The organism is Rhodococcus sp. Q (assembly GCF_005503035.1).
Lineage (GTDB): Bacteria > Actinomycetota > Actinomycetes > Mycobacteriales > Mycobacteriaceae > Rhodococcus_G.
Genome location: NZ_SCOY01000012.1, coordinates 1 through 17,027, shown reverse-complemented (window position 1 = coordinate 17,027; position 17,027 = coordinate 1). Strand labels below are relative to the sequence as shown.

At 66.7% G+C, this 17,027-nt stretch carries 12 protein-coding genes; 4 read left to right on the top strand and 8 right to left on the bottom strand.

Going from position 1 to position 17,027, the window contains the following annotated elements; genetic code table 11:
- Positions 1-11: 11 nt before the first annotated feature.
- Positions 12-251 carry a PLD nuclease N-terminal domain-containing protein gene (locus tag FFS72_RS13785; protein WP_249353297.1) on the top strand — a complete coding sequence of 80 codons (240 nt, stop codon included), beginning with the start codon at positions 12-14 and terminating at the stop codon, positions 249-251.
- A 22-nt stretch (positions 252-273) separates the two neighbouring features.
- Here the strand turns inward: FFS72_RS13785 and FFS72_RS13780 are convergent, their stop codons facing one another.
- The 3 genes from FFS72_RS13780 to FFS72_RS13770 all read right to left on the bottom strand — a co-directional run bounded on the left by FFS72_RS13780 (position 274) and on the right by FFS72_RS13770 (position 2,835).
- Positions 274-702, bottom strand: coding sequence for a hypothetical protein (locus FFS72_RS13780; protein ID WP_249353295.1), 429 nt, complete (start codon positions 700-702; stop codon positions 274-276).
- 187 nt (positions 703-889) lie between these two features.
- Positions 890-2,422 (bottom strand): DHA2 family efflux MFS transporter permease subunit, encoded by a 1,533-nt coding sequence (locus FFS72_RS13775; protein WP_137874463.1) that lies wholly within the window; start codon positions 2,420-2,422, stop codon positions 890-892.
- Positions 2,419-2,835 carry a MarR family winged helix-turn-helix transcriptional regulator gene (locus FFS72_RS13770; RefSeq protein WP_050065876.1) on the bottom strand — a complete coding sequence of 139 codons (417 nt, stop codon included), beginning with the start codon at positions 2,833-2,835 and terminating at the stop codon, positions 2,419-2,421. Before FFS72_RS13770 ends, FFS72_RS13775 begins: the two co-directional genes overlap by 4 nt.
- 224 nt (positions 2,836-3,059) lie before the next feature.
- On the opposite strand from FFS72_RS13770, the gene FFS72_RS13765 reads away from it, so the two are divergent.
- Positions 3,060-3,554 carry a SixA phosphatase family protein gene (locus tag FFS72_RS13765; protein ID WP_137874462.1) on the top strand — a complete coding sequence of 165 codons (495 nt, stop codon included), beginning with the start codon at positions 3,060-3,062 and terminating at the stop codon, positions 3,552-3,554.
- A 56-nt stretch (positions 3,555-3,610) separates the two neighbouring features.
- On the top strand, positions 3,611-4,363 hold the full coding sequence (locus FFS72_RS13760; protein ID WP_171018673.1) for an acyl-[acyl-carrier-protein] thioesterase: 753 nt from the start codon (positions 3,611-3,613) through the stop codon (positions 4,361-4,363).
- Positions 4,364-4,388: 25 nt separating this feature from the next.
- On the opposite strand, the gene FFS72_RS13755 is transcribed toward FFS72_RS13760, so the two are convergent.
- Positions 4,389-6,059 (bottom strand): 4Fe-4S binding protein, encoded by a 1,671-nt coding sequence (locus tag FFS72_RS13755; protein WP_137874460.1) that lies wholly within the window; start codon positions 6,057-6,059, stop codon positions 4,389-4,391.
- A gap of 390 nt (positions 6,060-6,449) precedes the next feature.
- Between FFS72_RS13755 and FFS72_RS13750 the strand changes: the two genes are divergently transcribed.
- Positions 6,450-7,520 carry a lipid II:glycine glycyltransferase FemX gene (locus FFS72_RS13750; protein ID WP_249353293.1) on the top strand — a complete coding sequence of 357 codons (1,071 nt, stop codon included), beginning with the start codon at positions 6,450-6,452 and terminating at the stop codon, positions 7,518-7,520.
- A 48-nt stretch (positions 7,521-7,568) separates the two neighbouring features.
- On the opposite strand, the gene FFS72_RS13745 is transcribed toward FFS72_RS13750, so the two are convergent.
- From FFS72_RS13745 to FFS72_RS13730, 4 genes are all read right to left on the bottom strand, one after another.
- Positions 7,569-7,772 (bottom strand): hypothetical protein, encoded by a 204-nt coding sequence (locus FFS72_RS13745; protein ID WP_137874459.1) that lies wholly within the window; start codon positions 7,770-7,772, stop codon positions 7,569-7,571.
- A gap of 218 nt (positions 7,773-7,990) precedes the next feature.
- Positions 7,991-11,953: a DNA-directed RNA polymerase subunit beta' gene (locus FFS72_RS13740; RefSeq protein ID WP_137874458.1), complete on the bottom strand. Its 3,963-nt coding sequence runs from the start codon at positions 11,951-11,953 to the stop codon at positions 7,991-7,993.
- Between the two features lie 100 nt (positions 11,954-12,053).
- Positions 12,054-15,554 carry a DNA-directed RNA polymerase subunit beta gene (gene rpoB / locus FFS72_RS13735; RefSeq protein ID WP_137874538.1) on the bottom strand — a complete coding sequence of 1,167 codons (3,501 nt, stop codon included), beginning with the start codon at positions 15,552-15,554 and terminating at the stop codon, positions 12,054-12,056.
- Positions 15,555-15,991: 437 nt separating this feature from the next.
- Positions 15,992-16,936 carry a hypothetical protein gene (locus tag FFS72_RS13730; RefSeq protein WP_137874457.1) on the bottom strand — a complete coding sequence of 315 codons (945 nt, stop codon included), beginning with the start codon at positions 16,934-16,936 and terminating at the stop codon, positions 15,992-15,994.
- Positions 16,937-17,027: the final 91 nt, after the last annotated feature.

Here is a 17,027-nt window from a genome sequence, read left to right as displayed (position 1 = left end):
GGAACCCCGACATGACCCCACCGGCACGGATACTGGTCCGCATGAAGCAGAAGCAGATCGATCCCCGGCTCCGCGTCCCCCTCGCGCTCCTCTCGGTCGTGCAGCTGGCCCTGACGGTTGCCGCACTCCTCGACCTGCGTGGTCGCGACGCGGACGAGATCCGCGGCTCCAAGCCGGTGTGGGCCGCCGCGTCGTTCGTGAACTTCGTCGGCCCGATCGCCTACTTCACGTTCGGACGCCGTCGATCCTGACCAGGGCGCCTGCCTGCCACCGTCACGCGACGCGTCGGCGGCTGACCCCTCGCTGGTGACGACCGCCGGTCAACCCCCACGTCGTGTCCGATTCGGCACTGCCGGGTCGACGGCGCTCGATGTTGAAATCGGTGATCGGAAGCCGCTCCAGCAGCGGAGACTCCGCACACGGATCACCGTGGTAGCCCTGCTCGAGCATCGAGTACGCCGTGTGATTGACCGCCTGGACCGCGACCTTCAATGCGGCGAGCGCGGTCGGCTCCGGGCCGAATCGGGCGAGGGTGTGTCCGCCCTGGACAGAGGTGCCCACGACGGCATAGAAGGCCCAGTCGGTGTCGCTTGTCCCGGGCCCGGAGACGGCTACCTCATCGACGCCGGAACGGACCGGATCGGCTCCGCGGGTGCGCGATGGTGAGGCTTCCGACGTTCTCGGCATGGATTCGGTGGCCATGACGCGCCTTCTTCCGTGTGTTGCTACCCACATCGGTTCCGTTGGGTTCGACGTTAACGCCGGGGTCCGACACGGTGGCGGTGCCACGCCCTACGCCGGCGCAACAACCGGCAGAACGACGACGGGCCCACCTCCGAGGAGATGGGCCCGTCGTTCGTTGTCCGACCTAGTGGTCAGTGCATCTTGGTCAGTGCATCATCATCGGCGCCGCTTCACCGTCCGCGGGCGCGACCGCGGGCTTGCGAGGCAGGAAGAATGCCGGGATGAAGGTGAGCAGCAACAGCACCAGCGCCACCAGGAAGGTGTTGCCGAACGCGTCCGCCATCGCAGACATACCCTGCTCGATCACACTGGGCGGCAGCTGAGCCGCGAGCTCCGGGTTGTGCTGGGTGGCCATCACGGCGCCTGCCTCCGGGCTGGCCTTCATCTGGTTGGTGAGCACCACCGACATCGTCGCGGTACCGATCGACCCCGCGACCTGCTGGACGATGTTCATCAGCGTCGATCCACGGGCGATCGTCTGATCCGTGAGCGTCGCCATCGCGGCCGTCATGATCGGCATCATCGTGCAACCCATGCCCAGGCCCATCACGAACAGCGCAGTGAGCAGCAGCGGGTACGGGGTGTCTGCCCCGAGCTGGGTGAACACGCCCATTCCCAGTGCCATCAACGTCACACCGGTCATGACGATCTTGCCCGGACCGAGGCGGTCCACGAGGTTACCGGCGATCGGCATGGTGACCATCGCGCCGATGCCCTGCGGTGCCAGCAGCAGCCCCGCGGCGAGGGTCGTCTCACCGCGAACCTGGAGGAAGTAGCTCGGGAACAGCAGGCCCGCGCCCATGAATGCGACCGCGAACAGCGTCGAGGTGAGCACGGCGATGGTCAGGTTGCGGTTCTGGAACAGGCGCAGATCGATCAGCGGGTGATCGGCGCGGCGCAATGCGTGGTACACGAACGCCACCACCAGAGCGGCGCCGATGCTGCAGGACACGGCCACCTTGGTGGTGATTCCGCCGCCGCCCTCGGAGATCGACGAGACGCCGAACAGGAACAGCGCCAGGCCGGGCGAGAGCAGCAGCATTCCGACGAAGTCGAACGACTCGGCCGGCTGCGGCTCGTCCGCGGGCAGCAGCACGAACGCGGCGATCAGGGCGATGATGCCGATCGGCAGATTGATGAGGAAGATCCAATGCCAGCTGGCCGATTCGAGGAGCCAGCCACCGAGGATCGGGCCGGAGATCGGGCCGAGCAGCATCGGGATGCCCAGCACGGCCATGACACGACCGACGCGGTGCGGTCCCGCTGCCCTGGTCATGATGGTCATGCCGAGCGGCATCAGCATGCCGCCGCCGAGACCCTGGACCACGCGGAACGCGATCAGCGACTCGATGTTCCACGCCATCGAACACAGCACCGAGCCGGCGACGAACAGCACCAGCGCCGTCATGTAGAGACGTTTGGTGCCGAATCGGTCGGCGGCCCAGCCCGTCGCGGGAATGACGGCGGCCAGCGCGAGCGTGTACGCGGTCATCGTCCACGCGACGGTGGCGTAGGTGGCGTCGAACTCCTGCATGAAGGTCGGCAGCGCGACCGACACGACGGTGACGTCGAGGATCGACATGATGGCGCCGAGCACCACCACGCTGGCGATCTTGAGGACTGCGGCGTCGATCTTGTCCGAGGCCGGCGGGGCTCCCGGAGGTGTCGGCGTCGTCATGCGGTCTCCTGACAGTTGTGTCTCTGGACTCGCAGGGCGTCACCCGCGAGCACTGCTTGCAGCGATTCGAACAGTTGGGTCCGGGTCGGCTCCGGGAGCCGGCCGGTGAAGGCGCGAACCTCGTCACGCTTGGCCTCGATGTGGCTGGCGACGACGGTACGTCCCGCGTCCGACAACGAGACGCGCTTGATCCGGCGGTCCGCCGAATCCTCTCGCCGGTCGAGCAGCCCCTGATGGAGCAACTGATCGACATTGCGTCCCGCCGCGGCGACCGAGAGGTGCAGTCGGTCGGCGATCTCGTTGATCGGGACGGGCTGGCCGCACTGGGCCAGGACGAACAGCGTCCTGACCTGAGAGAAGGAGAGGTCGAGAGCGATCAAGCGATCCATTGCCTCCCCCTCACCTATCCCCATGAGCCGGGTGACGAATTCGTCCAACGCCCGGAAGAGCTGATCGGGGGTCGTGGTCACCCGGCAAATACTAACGATGACGCAACTATTGCCCAAGCGCGATCATTGTGAGGGGCGTCACCCCCCCCGGACCGTCGGACCCACCGATCCGATCACGACGCCATCGCGTCGGACAACCGAATATCTGCGTACACCCGCCCGTTCCCCGGAGCGGATAGCCTCGCCTCATGGCAGAGGCATCGCGGGTCCTGATCCTCATGCGGCACGGCAAATCCGCGTACCCGGACGACGTGTCGGACCACGAGCGACCCCTCGCGCGCCGCGGACTCCGGGAAGCCGCGCTCGCAGGCGACTGGATCCGTGCCACCCAGCCACCCGTCGACGCCGTGCTGTGCTCGACCTCGACTCGAACCCGGCTGACCCTCGACGCGACAGGGGTCGACGCTCCCGCCGAGTTCAGCGACCTCCTCTACGGAGCGACCCCCGCGCAGGTACTCCACGAGATCGCGGGCACGAAGCCCGACGTCACGACCCTCCTCGTCATCGGCCACGATCCCGGCATCCCCGGCGCCGCGACAGCCCTGGATCCGCGGTCCCGGTATGCGGACCGGATCTCCGACAAGTTCCCGACGTCGGCGCTCGCGACACTGACCATCGAGGGCGACTGGTCGTCCATCCACTCGGCGGGCGCGGCACTGACCGCCTTCCACATACCTCGGTGACGCCCGGACCGGCTCGGCGATACTGAGGCGTCATCCACCTCCGAGAGGACGCCGACGTGCCGTTCGACCAACCACTGACCGCCGCACCCGCGAGCGCGACACCGTTCCGGACGTCCCGGCCGCTGCGCACCGGGGACGTGGCGCCCGACAACCGGTTGCGTTTCGACGGCATCGCGAGATACCTGCAGGACATCGCCTCGGACAACGCCGACGCCGCCGGCTTCGGCGTCACCGACCCGGTATGGATCCTGCGTCGCACGGTGATCGACGTGCACACTCCCGCAGCGTTCCCCGACCGCCTGCACCTGAGCCGGTGGTGCTCGTCCTACTCCACCCGGTGGTCGAACATGCGCGTGCAGTTGACCAGCGACAAGGGTGCTCGTATCGAGACCGAGGGATTCTGGATCAACCTCAACCCGGACACCGGGATGCCGACGCGCATCAGCGACAGCACCCTGGAGCTGCTCGCGACGACCACCGACGAGAGCCGGCTGAGATGGAAGGCGTGGCTCGACCAGGACGCCCCCGCACCGGACGGCGTCCCCGACGCCGCTTTCCCACTGCGATCCACCGACCTCGACCCGCTCGGGCACGTCAACAACGCCGCCTACCTGCATGCCGTCGAGGAACACGTGACGGCCCGCCCGGACCTGCTGGCGGCTCCGCATCGACTGGTGATCGAGTACCGCGCGCCGATCACCGCGGGCGAGCACCTGGCACTGCGACGCCGCGACGACGACGAGTCGTCGACAGTGTGGTTCGTCGTGAACGGCGAGAGCCGGGCCACCGCTCGGATGGCCCGGCTCTGAGCCGCTGTTCGGGTGCCGTTCGGCGTCAGCCCTTCGAGATCGTCACCATCTCGCCGATGTCGAGCAGCTTGACGCGCGGACGGCCGCCGGCCTTGCCGAGTTCCTTCTCACGCGCGTCGATCAGCTTCCAGCCCGCCCAGTCGACCTCGTCGGGCTGACGCTCGGCCAGCAACGACACCAGGGCCTCCCGATCGCCCTTCGGCGCGTTGAGGCGCTCGGCGACGAGATCCTCGAGGATGAGCGCGATCGTGTTGTGCGCACACAGCCGGTTCGTTCCGATCACGCCGGACGGCCCGCGCTTGATCCAGCCCGCGGTGTAGGTGCCGGGCACGGGGACGTCGGTACCCGTCTCGGTGACCCGCCCGCCGACGTTCGAGATGGTGCCGCGCTCGTCGTCGAACGGCAGGTCGGGAATCGGGACACCGCGGTAGCCGACGGACCGCAGGACCAGACCGGCTTCGAGGAGTTCGGTCTGGTCGGTGCTGCGTGCACGCATCGCTCCCGACTCGTCCGCGACCATTTCGTTGCGTGCGACGAGGACACCCGTGACGTGGTCGTCACCCTGGATCTCGACGGGGGACGCGAGGAACCGCAACACGATGCGCTTCGGGTGACCGGCGAGGGGACGGGCCGCGTACTCGCGGAGGATCTCCAGCTTGAGCTTCTTGGCCGGATCGGATTCCACCTCGGCGGCACTGGCCGAGTCGAGTTCGAGTTCGGCCGGATCGACCACGATGTCGACGCCCGGAAGGTAGCCGAGCGCGAGCAGTTCGGGATTGGTGAACGCCGCCTGCGCCGGCCCGCGCCTGCCGAGGAGGACGACCTCGTCGACGGCACTGCCGCGGAGGGCGTCGACGGCGTGCGGCGCCATGTCGGTCTTCGCGAGGCGGTCGGGGTCGACGACCAGCAGTCGGGCCACGTCGAGGGCGACGTTGCCGTTGCCGACGATGACCGCGCGGCGACCGGAAAGGTCGAAGGTGCGGCCCGCGTAGTCGGGATGCCCGTTGTACCAGGCCACGAACTCCGTGGCGGCGAGGCTGCCGTCGAGATCCTCGCCCGGGATGCCGAGTCGGCGGTCGCTCGGCGCCCCGACCGCGTAGATCACGGCATGGTGATGTTCGAGCAGTTCGGCATGCGTGATGTGCTTTCCGACCTCCACGTTGAGGTGCAGGCGGAAGCCGGGCCGCCGGAACACCTCGGCGAACATGTCGGTGACCGACTTGGTCTCCGGATGGTCGGGGGCGACGCCCGCGCGGACCAGACCCCACGGCGTCGGCAGCCGGTCGAACATGTCGACCTCGATACCGGAACGCTTGAACGCCAGCAGCTCCCGGGCCGCATAGAACCCCGACGGACCGGACCCGATGATCGCCACCCGGAACGGATCGTGGTCCGTCTTCGGGAACTTGAGGGACGGTCCGGGTGCGACCGCCTCGTGATCGCCCGCGGCGAAGTAGTCGGCGTTGATCGACGCGTAGCGTTCCATCCCGTCCGGAAGGTCGTCGTCGCGGAAGATCGCGTTCACGGGGCACGCGTCGACGCAGAGTCCGCAGTCGATGCAGGTCTCCGCGTCGATGTAGAGCATTTCTGTTCGCTGGAACGCCCGCTCGTCCGGTGTCGGATGGATGCAATCCACCGGGCACACCTCGGTGCAACTGGCGTCGTTGCAACAGGGCTGTGTGATGACGAACGCCACTGTCGGTCTCCTCTAAACTAGAACCTGTTCTCGCAAGGATACCTGCGTGACCTATGACACGTTAGCGGGAACTGTGCATGAGATCACCGACACCCGCGAGCACCATTGTGATGTGAATCACTTGAACGATCGAGCGCGAACACCGCCCGAGCTCCACCCCCAGCCCCCGACAGGGCGCGCCTGGAGTTGCGAAACATTTGCGGAACTGTCGCCGATGCACTGGGGTGGGGAATACACTTCGTCCACCTCGCGACTCCGGTCCTTGAAGTTGCGCGACGCCAGCCAAGACGCAACGAAGGGGACATGCCGGTGACCATGGGGGATAATAAGCCAGGCAAAACAACAATTGCGCACTACCCGGCCACCGCCAGGCTGGCCGAACCGCACGAAATGGACAACTGGGACGAACACATCGCCCGCAACCCCGACGGCGGTTCGGTCTTCCGCTGCCACGCATTTGCCGAGTCGTTGCGGCTGCAGGGCCACGAACCGCAGTACCTGTTCGTCGGCGACCTCGCCGTCACGGCAGTGCGAGTCCGGGTGCCCCGGATCGGCACGTTCTGGCAGATCCCCGGACCGGGCGTCACCGACGTCGACGACCTGCTTCGCGTCATCGACGCACTGATCCCCCTCGCCGCCGCGAACGACATCTTCAGCATCCACGTCGACCCACTGCTCGCCGAGGTCGAGGCCGACCAGGCGCGGCTGCGCGCACGCGGGTACTGGCGGACGATCACGTGGACGAACGACCACACCATCGTCGTCGGCATCAGCGGCAGCGAAGAGGAAGTGCTCCGGCGGTTCAGCACCCGGTCGCGCCGGTGGATCAAGCGGGCCGCACGCGACGGCGTGGTCGTCACCCGGGTCGAGGCCACCGACGAGAATTGCCGACTCAAGTACGAGTTGCTCAAGGCGACATCCGACGCACGGTTCGCGATCCCCAGTCCCGCTATTGCCACGGCCACCTACCAGCAGCTTCAGGGGGCAGGCAACGGGCAGCTGTTCTTCGCGCACTACGACGGTGTGCTGGTCGCCGCCGGCTACGCCATGCGCGCAGGCACGACCTCCCTCTACCTGACCGGCGCCTCCGTCCGGAAGGAATCGGGCAGTTCCGAGGGCAACGGGCTCGGGGCGCACGGCGTCGGGCACGCGGTGCAGTGGGAAATGATGCGCTGGGCGCGCGAGAACGGGTGCACCAGCTACGACATGTACGGGACCCCGTCGTCGCAGTACATCGACGATCCGAAGCACCCGCTCTACGGAGTCGGCCAGTTCAAACTCAGCTTCAGCAAAGAGGTCACCGACTACATCGGCTGCTGGGAGGTCCCGGTTCGTCGGATCCCCGCCCGGATCATGCACATGGCCGAGCGACTCACCGTCAACCTCAATCGCATCAAGCTCGTCAGCCGATTCACCGGCCACAACGCTCAGTACAACCCGGACCTCGCCTGGTTCCACTGATCGACTGTGGACCCCGGGTCGGCCACCTGCCCGACCCGGGCACGCTCGTCAGCTGAGCAGCTTGCGCACACCCACGATGCCTGCGGCGATCACCAGAACGCCGAGAAGAGCACCCCAGAACCCGAGCGCCCACCACAGCACACCGAAACCGATCACCAGCGGCGCGACGGTGATCGCCACGATCCCCGGGCTCTCCTTCACCGTCTCCAACGCCGCCTGCGCCTTGGTCCGGTCGATACCGCCACCCGCCATGACTGTGCCCCGTTCTCGTCCACGACCGGAATGCCCGATTCACCGTCCACGATAGTCGCGGTGCGGTGTGCGGACAGGCTCCGCGTCGTCACGCCCGACTCACCACCCACAGTGCCGCAGTCGACACGAGCGGAAGAACCCACACACCGACGCGACAACGCCGAACGGCCCCGCACTCGTAGACGAGTGCGGGGCCGTTCGGATGGAACGCGGAGCGACTACCGGTAGTCGGTGCTGAATCCGTAGTCGTCCAACGGAACCGCAGCACCGGTGCCCTGGCCGAAGCCTTCCGGGCTGTAGTACTGGTCGTCGTAGGACGGCACGGCGTACGCCGCGGCGCGCGCCTCCTCGGTCGGCTGAACCTGGATGTTCCGGTACCGGTTGATGCCGGTACCCGCCGGGATCAGCTTGCCGATGATGACGTTTTCCTTCAGACCGATCAGCTTGTCCGAGCGGCAGTTGATCGCCGCATCGGTCAGCACGCGAGTGGTCTCCTGGAACGACGCCGCCGACAGCCACGAATCCGTCGCGAGCGACGCCTTCGTGATACCCATCAGCACAGGGCGACCCGACGCGGGCTCGGAGCCCTCGGCGACGACGCGGCGGTTGCTGTTCTCGAACTCGGCGCGCTCGACCAGCGAACCGGGCAGGAATTCCGTCGCACCCGAATCGATGATCGTGACGCGACGCAGCATCTGGCGCACGATGACCTCGATGTGCTTGTCGTGGATCGACACACCCTGGCTCCGGTACACCTCCTGAACCTCGTTGACGAGGTGGATCTGCACCTGACGGGGGCCCATGACACGCAGCACCTCGTGCGGATCGGCAGCACCCTCCATGAGCTGCTGGCCGACCTCGACGTGGTCACCGTCCGCCAGCAGGCGCTCGGTGCCGTCGTCGTGCTTGAAGACGCGCAGACGCTGACGCTTCGACAGCTTGTCGTACACGACCTCTTCGCCGCCGTCGTCCGGGACGATGGTGATCTTGTAGAAGCGGTCGCCGTCCTCGAGCTGCACGCGTCCGGTAACGTCGGCGATCGGGGCCTTGCCCTTGGGGACACGGGCCTCGAACAGCTCCTGGACACGCGGCAGACCACCGGTGATGTCGGCCGCGCCGGCCGCACCACCCTGGTGGAAGGTACGCATCGTCAGCTGGGTACCGGGCTCACCGATCGACTGTGCGGCGACGATACCGACGGCCTCGCCGATGTCGACGAGCTTGCCGGTCGCCATCGAGCGGCCGTAGCAGGTCGCGCACACGCCGGTACCGGTGGTGCAGGTGAGCACGGAGCGCACCTTCACCTCGGTGATGCCGGCAGCGAGCAGCGCGTCGAGCGCCGGGTCGCCCAGGTCGTGGCCACGCTCGACGATGACGTTGCCGTTCTCGTCGACCGCGTCGGAGGCCAGCGTGCGGGCGTACGTCGAGGTCTCGACGTGCGCGTCACGGATGACCGAGCCGTCGGGCTGCTTCTCCGAGATCGTGGTGATGATGCCACGCTCGGTGCCACAGTCGACCTCGCGGACGATGACGTCCTGCGAGACGTCCACCAGACGACGCGTCAGGTAACCCGAGTCGGCGGTACGGAGAGCCGTGTCCGCCAGACCCTTACGGGCACCGTGCGTGTTGATGAAGTACTCGAGAACCGTCAGGCCCTCCTTGAAGGACGACTTGATCGGGCGCGGGATGAACTCACCCTTCGGGTTCGTCACCAGGCCCTTCATGCCTGCCAGCGAGCGGACCTGGGTCATGTTGCCCGCCGCGCCCGACTTCACGATCATCGGGATCGGGTTCTCGTCCGGGAAGTGCGCCTCCATGGCCTTGCCGACCTCGTCGGTCGCCTCGGACCAGATCTTCACCAGAGCGCTGTTGCGCTCCGCGTGGTTGAGAGCACCGCGCTGGTACTTCTTCTCGATCTGGTCGGCCTGCGCCTCGTACTTCTCCATGATCTGCGGCTTCTCCGGCGGCACGAGGACGTCGGAGATCGACACGGTGACGCCGGAGCGCGTGGCCCAGTAGAAGCCCGCGTCCTTCATCTTGTCGACGGTCTGCGCGACCACGATCATCGGGTACCGCTCGGCAAGATCGTTGATGATCGTCGCCTGGCGCTTCTTCGGCATCTGCTCGTTCACGAACGGGTAGTCCGCGGGGAGCAGCTCGTTGAACAGCACGCGGCCGAGGGTGGTCTCCGCGACCCAGGGGTCACCGTAGTTCCAGCCCTCGTCGCCGAACAGCTCGGCTTCGCGCTCGGCCGACGGGCGCTGCGTGATCAGCCGCACCTTGATCTTCGACTGCACCGACAGCGCGCCACGATCGACGGCCATCTGAGCCTCGGCAGGCGACGAGTACACACCCTGCTCGGGAGCGTCGGCGGTGGCCGCGGCCAGCTCGCCGACAGCACCCTCGTCGAGACGGGTCAGGTGGAACAGACCCGTGACCATGTCCAGACGCGGCATGGCCAGCGGACGACCCGATGCAGGCGACAGGATGTTGTTCGACGACAGCATCAGGATGCGGGCCTCGGCCTGCGCCTCTGCCGACAGCGGCAGGTGCACGGCCATCTGGTCACCGTCGAAGTCGGCGTTGAACGCCTCACACACGAGCGGGTGCAGCTGGATGGCCTTGCCCTCGACGAGCTGCGGCTCGAACGCCTGGATGCCGAGGCGGTGCAGCGTGGGTGCACGGTTCAGCAGCACCGGGTGCTCGGCGATGACCTCTTCGAGGACGTCCCACACCTGGGCACGCTGACGCTCGACCATCCGCTTCGCGGACTTGATGTTCTGCGCATGGTTCAGGTCGACCAGACGCTTCATCACGAACGGCTTGAACAGCTCGAGTGCCATCAGCTTCGGCAGACCGCACTGGTGCAGCTTCAGCTGCGGGCCGACGACGATGACCGAACGGCCCGAGTAGTCGACGCGCTTACCGAGGAGGTTCTGACGGAATCGACCCTGCTTGCCCTTGAGCAGGTCGCTCAGGGACTTCAGCGGGCGGTTGCCCGGTCCGGTGACCGGACGTCCACGACGGCCGTTGTCGAACAGGGCGTCGACCGACTCCTGCAGCATCCGCTTCTCGTTGTTGACGATGATCTCGGGCGCACCGAGGTCGATCAGTCGCTTGAGGCGGTTGTTGCGGTTGATGACGCGGCGGTACAGGTCGTTGAGGTCGGACGTCGCGAAACGGCCACCGTCGAGCTGCACCATCGGACGAAGCTCCGGCGGGATCACCGGAACGGCGTCGAGAACCATGCCCATCGGCGAGTTCCCCGACTGCTGGAACGCGGCGACGACCTTGAGGCGCTTGAGCGCACGCAGCTTCTTCTGGCCCTTGCCGCTGCGGATGGTCTCGCGCAGCGACTCGGCCTCGGCGTCGATGTCGAAGTTCTTCATCAGGATCTGGATGGACTCCGCGCCCATCGCACCCGTGAAGTACTCGCCATAACGGTCGACGAGCTCGCGGTAGATGCTCTCGTCGATGATGAGCTGCTTGACCGCCAGCTTGGTGAAGGTGGTCCAGATCTCGTCGAGCCGGTCCAGTTCACGCTGCGCACGGTCGCGGAGCTGACGCATCTCGCGCTCGCCGCCGTCCTTGACCTTGCGGCGGACGTCGGACTTGGCGCCCTCGGCCTCGAGCTCGGCGATGTCGGCCTCGAGCTTCTGGGCGCGGGCTTCGAGGTCGGCGTCACGCTGGTCGGCGACTGTCTTCTTCTCGACCTCCATCTCCGCCTCGAGCGTGGACAGCTCGTTGTGACGCAGCTCGTCGTCGACGCCGACGATCACGTACGCGGCGAAGTAGATGATCTTCTCGAGATCCTTCGGCGCCAGGTCCAGCAGGTAGCCGAGCCGGCTCGGGACACCCTTGAAGTACCAGATGTGGGTGACGGGGGCGGCGAGCTCGATGTGGCCCATCCGCTCACGACGCACCTTCGCACGGGTCACCTCGACGCCGCAGCGCTCACAGATGATGCCCTTGAAGCGGACGCGCTTGTACTTGCCGCAGTAGCACTCCCAGTCCCGGGTGGGGCCGAAGATCTTCTCGCAGAAGAGGCCGTCCTTCTCGGGCTTGAGCGTGCGGTAGTTGATGGTCTCCGGCTTCTTGACCTCGCCGAAGGACCACTGCCGGATGTCGTCCGCGGTGGCGAGACCGATGCGGAGTTCATCGAAGAAGTTGACGTCGAGCACGTAACTTCCTTTCCCCTGTTCGGGTTTGAATTGCTGCTAGTTCGCTATCGCTGCCGGGTCCCGGTGGGCGGTACCACTGCACCGCCCACCAGGTCGGCTCCTAGTTCGCGAGGTCGTCGACCGTCGCGGCTTCGTTCCGGGACAAATTGATGCCCAGGTTCGCGGCCGCCCGCTCCAGATCCTCGTCGTCGCCGTCGCGCATCTCGATGGCCGCGCCGTCAGAGGACAGCACCTCCACGTTGAGGCAGAGCGACTGGAGCTCCTTGAGGAGGACCTTGAACGACTCGGGGATGCCGGGCTCGGGGATGTTCTCGCCCTTGACGATCGCCTCGTACACCTTCACGCGACCCACCACGTCGTCCGACTTGATGGTCAGCAGCTCCTGCAGCGTGTACGCCGCACCGTAGGCCTGCATCGCCCAGCACTCCATCTCACCGAAGCGCTGGCCACCGAACTGTGCCTTACCGCCGAGCGGCTGCTGCGTGATCATCGAGTACGGACCGGTCGAACGCGCGTGGATCTTGTCGTCGACGAGGTGGTGCAGCTTGATGATGTACATGTAGCCGACCGAGACCGGGTACGGGAACGGCTCGCCGGAGCGACCGTCGAACAGCGTCGCCTTGCCGTCGGAACCGACCATCTGCTCGCCGTCACGGTTCGGAAGGGTCGCGCCGAGCAGACCCGTCAGCTCGTCTTCCTTCGCGCCGTCGAACACCGGAGTCGCGATGTTCGAGTCGGCCGGAGCGGCGAGCATCTCCTCGGGCAGGCTCGCAGCCCACTCCGGACGAGTGCCGTCACCCGCGACCTGCACGTTCCAGCCGGTCTTGCCGATCCAGCCGAGGTGCGTCTCCAGAACCTGACCGATGTTCATACGACGCGGAACACCGTGCGTGTTCAGGATGATGTCGACCGGCGTGCCGTCCGAGAGGAACGGCATGTCCTCCTGCGGGAGGATCTTGCCGATGACGCCCTTGTTACCGTGCCGGCCTGCGAGCTTGTCGCCGTCCTGGATCTTGCGCTTCTGGGCCACGTACACGCGGACCAGCTCGTTGACACCGGGAGGCAGATCGTCGTCGTCCTCGCGCGAGAACACGCGGACGCCGATGACCTTGCCGGTCTCACCGTGGGGCACCTTGAGGGACGTGTCGCGAACCTCGCGCGCCTTCTCACCGAAGATCGCGCGGAGCAGCCGCTCCTCCGGGGTCAGCTCGGTCTCGCCCTTCGGGGTGACCTTGCCGACGAGGATGTCGCCGTCACGGACCTCGGCACCGATGCGCACGATGCCGCGCTCGTCGAGGTCGGCAAGGACCTCGTCGGAGACGTTCGGGATGTCCCGGGTGATCTCCTCGGCACCGAGCTTGGTGTCGCGGGCGTCGATCTCGTGCTCCTCGATGTGGATCGAGGTGAGCACGTCCTCCTCCACGAGGCGCTGCGACAGGATGATCGCGTCCTCGTAGTTGTGGCCCTCCCACGGCATGATCGCCACGAGCAGGTTCTTGCCGAGCGCCATCTCACCGTTCTGGGTGCAGGGGCCGTCGGCGAGGACCTGACCGGACTCGACCCGCTGGCCCTCGTCCACGATCGGACGCTGGTTGCTGCAGGTGCCCTGGTTGGAACGCGCGAACTTGTTCAGGCGGTAGGTCTTGCGGCTGCCGTCGTCGGCCATGACCGTGACGTAGTCGGCGGAGACCTCTTCGATGACACCGGTCTTCTCGGTGACGATGACGTCGCCGGCGTCGACCGCGGCACGCAGCTCCATACCGGTGCCCACCAGCGGCGACTCGGAACGGACCAGCGGCACGGCCTGACGCTGCATGTTCGCACCCATGAGGGCGCGGTTGGCGTCGTCGTGCTCGAGGAACGGAATCATCGCGGTCGCGACAGAAACCATCTGACGCGGCGAGACGTCCATGTAGTCGACGTCGGAGGACGAGACGAACTCGACCTCTCCGCCCTTACGACGGACGAGGATCCGGTCCTCGCTGAAGTGACCGGACGAGTCGACGGACGAGTTGGCCTGCGCGACGACGTGCCGGTCCTCCTCGTCGGCGGTCAGGTAGTGCACCTCGTCGGTGACCTGGCCGTCCACGACCTTGCGGTACGGGGTCTCGATGAAACCGAACGGGTTGACCCGCGCGTACACCGAGAGCGAACCGATCAGACCGATGTTCGGACCCTCAGGGGTCTCGATCGGGCACATGCGGCCGTAGTGCGACGAGTGGACGTCGCGGACCTCGAGGCCTGCGCGCTCACGGGACAGACCACCGGGGCCGAGCGCCGAGAGACGACGCTTGTGGGTCAGGCCCGACAGCGGGTTGTTCTGGTCCATGAACTGCGACAGCTGGGAGGTTCCGAAGAACTCCTTGATCGCGGCCACGACGGGACGGATGTTGATCAGGGTCTGCGGCGTGATCGCCTCGACGTCCTGAGTGGTCATCCGCTCGCGAACGACACGCTCCATGCGGGACAGGCCCACGCGGATCTGGTTCTGGATGAGCTCGCCGACGGTGCGCAGACGACGGTTGCCGAAGTGGTCGATGTCGTCGACCTCGACCGGCACCTCGACGCCGCCGGGGACGGTCATCGTCTGGTCGCCCGCGTGCAGGCGCACCAGGTACTCGACCGTCGCGACGATGTCTTCCTCGGTGAGGGTCGACGCCGTGATCGGCTGGTCGGTGTTGACGCCCAGCTTCTTGTTGATCTTGTAGCGACCCACGCGAGCGAGGTCGTAGCGCTTCTCCTTGAAGAACAGGTTCTCCAGCAGGGTCTGCGCGGACTCCTTGGTCGGCGGCTCGCCCGGACGCAGCTTGCGGTAGATGTCGAGGAGCGCCTCGTCGGTGCCCGCGGCGTTGTCCTTCTCGAGCGTGGACATCATGATCTCGGAGAAGCCGAAGCGCTCCGTGATCTGCTCGGTGGTCCAGCCGAGAGCCTTGAGCAGCACGGTGACGGGCTGGCGACGCTTGCGGTCGATGCGCACACCGACGGTGTCGCGCTTGTCGACGTCGAACTCGAGCCAGGCGCCACGGCCCGGGATCACCTTGACGCTGTGCAGCGTCTTCTCGGTGGCCTTGTCGATGCTGTCGTCGAAGTAGACACCCGGCGAACGGACGAGCTGGGACACCACGACACGCTCGGTGCCGTTGATGATGAAGGTGCCCTTGTCGGTCATCATCGGGAAATCACCCATGAAGACCGTCTGGCTCTTGATCTCACCGGTGTTGTTGTTGATGAACTCGGCAGTGACGAACAGCGGTGCCGCGTACGTCATGTCCTTGTCCTTGCACTCCTCGACGGAGGCCTTGACCTCGTCGAAGCGCGGGTCGGAGAAGGACAGGGACATCGAGCCCGAGAAGTCCTCGATCGGGGAGAGTTCGGCGAGGATGTCCTCCAGGCCGCCGGTCGCACCCTCGTCTCCGCGAGCCTTGACTCGCTCACGGTATTCGGGCGAGCCGATCAACCATTCGAAGGAATCGGTCTGAAGATCAAGTAGACCCGGGACTTCGAGAGGCTCGCGAATTTTCGCGAACGAGACCCTCTTCGGGGCTCCGGGGATTCCGGCCTTGGTCTGGCTAGAGACTGCCAAGATGCGTCCTTCCAGCACCTCACGCGGGCCGCTCGCTTGCATTGCGACCGCCGCTGTATCTGCTTCTTCTGTGGGGCGAATTCGCTGGTCACAACCCGAACGAAAACTCGTCACCACCACGCAGGAAGCGGAAACTTCGATGCGGCAGGGTCGAGAGGTGGACAGGAGGCAGCCAGCGCAACGTCCAACGGTACCGGAAATGCGCGCAGAATACAAACAGCGCGAGAAGAAACCTAAGATTCGATCACCGAAGTGAGATCACAGGTCCACGAGACTGTGCGGTATCCAGTCGCCCGGGTGGGATCTGTGCCTGCGCGACACTCGCGCCCGATGCCTCCATTTGCGCCGGCGCGTGATCATCCGGACTCACGATTACTCGCAGGTCTTGCCAATAGAGTGACGCCTCACGCGCCGGACGTCAAGACCGAAGCGCAGGAATCGCCCCGAGGCACCTGTCAACGGTCCCTGATCTCGGACAACAGCCAGGTGTCCCCCACCCGGGTCATCGTCACCGACAGCGGGCCGGCAGCGCTTCCCTGCTCGACTCCGTCGTTGCTCGCGCTGACGTTCATGCTCGCGACCAGCTCGGCGCGATCTCCGTCGAGCAGCTTGACGCCGATGTCCGTGACCTGGGCGTTCGTCTGGGTCTTCGTCTGCGTGACCGCGTCCTGGGTCACCTGCGCCGTCTGGTCGAACTGGGTGCGCATGCTGTCGGTGAGCACGGCCCGGGCGTTGTCGAAGTCCTGTTCGACCGTCTCCCAGCCGTAGGTGTAGAGGGTCTGGATGGCATCGCGCGCCGCGGCGGTCACTTCCATCGTCTCCGCCTGATCCACCCATGCACGGTTGGTGACCTGAGCACCCGGGCGCACCGCCGCAACCGCCGCGAACACCCCCAACCCCACCGCGATCGCGGCCAACACGGCCACCCGACGCCACCCGGCGCGGACCGCCTCGTCGTCGGCCGGCGAGCCGGCGACGGTGGACGAGGTGTCACGCGGACCGCCCGGGCCGTCGTCCGCCTGCGCTCGCGGCCGGAGCGAACTCGTCCGATTCACGGGACGAGGAGTCGTCTGCGGCTCCGACGACCCCTCGGAGGTCGACGCGGGCGTGTCCTGGGCCTCGGTCCCGTCGGATCCGCCCGCCTCCGCGGTGTCGGGTTCGGGTTCGTCCGCCGTGGCCTCGGTGTCCACCGCACGATCAGCCGGTGCCGTCACCTCGACGGGCGGCTCCGAAGCGACCGCGGCAGCAGGCGAGGAGTCCGGCGTGCCCGTGGCGGGCACCGACGTCTGCTCGACCTCGTCCGGTGCGGGGGCCTCGCTGCGGGGTGTCTGCCTGCCCGCGATCTTGGGTCGACGACCCTTCGGCTGCGGGGTGTTGCTGCTGCGACGGTGAGGGGGCACTGAACGAACTCCTGAGGCGAGGGGCGGACGGCGGTCGGGGCGGCTACTCGCCGCTGCCCGCGGCCGGTTCGGGTGTCTCGGGCTCCTGCGC

Bases quoted from the DNA above. Each gene is read 5' to 3' on its own strand.
- FFS72_RS13785 (WP_249353297.1), top strand. From the start codon at position 12: ATGACCCCACCGGCACGGATACTGGTCCGCATGAAGCAGAAGCAGATC.
- FFS72_RS13780 (WP_249353295.1), bottom strand. From the start codon at position 702: ATGGCCACCGAATCCATGCCGAGAACGTCGGAAGCCTCACCATCGCGC.
- FFS72_RS13775 (WP_137874463.1), bottom strand. From the start codon at position 2,422: ATGACGACGCCGACACCTCCGGGAGCCCCGCCGGCCTCGGACAAGATC.
- FFS72_RS13770 (WP_050065876.1), bottom strand. From the start codon at position 2,835: ATGGGGATAGGTGAGGGGGAGGCAATGGATCGCTTGATCGCTCTCGAC.
- FFS72_RS13765 (WP_137874462.1), top strand. From the start codon at position 3,060: ATGGCAGAGGCATCGCGGGTCCTGATCCTCATGCGGCACGGCAAATCC.
- FFS72_RS13750 (WP_249353293.1), top strand. From the start codon at position 6,450: ATGGACAACTGGGACGAACACATCGCCCGCAACCCCGACGGCGGTTCG.
- FFS72_RS13745 (WP_137874459.1), bottom strand. From the start codon at position 7,772: ATGGCGGGTGGCGGTATCGACCGGACCAAGGCGCAGGCGGCGTTGGAG.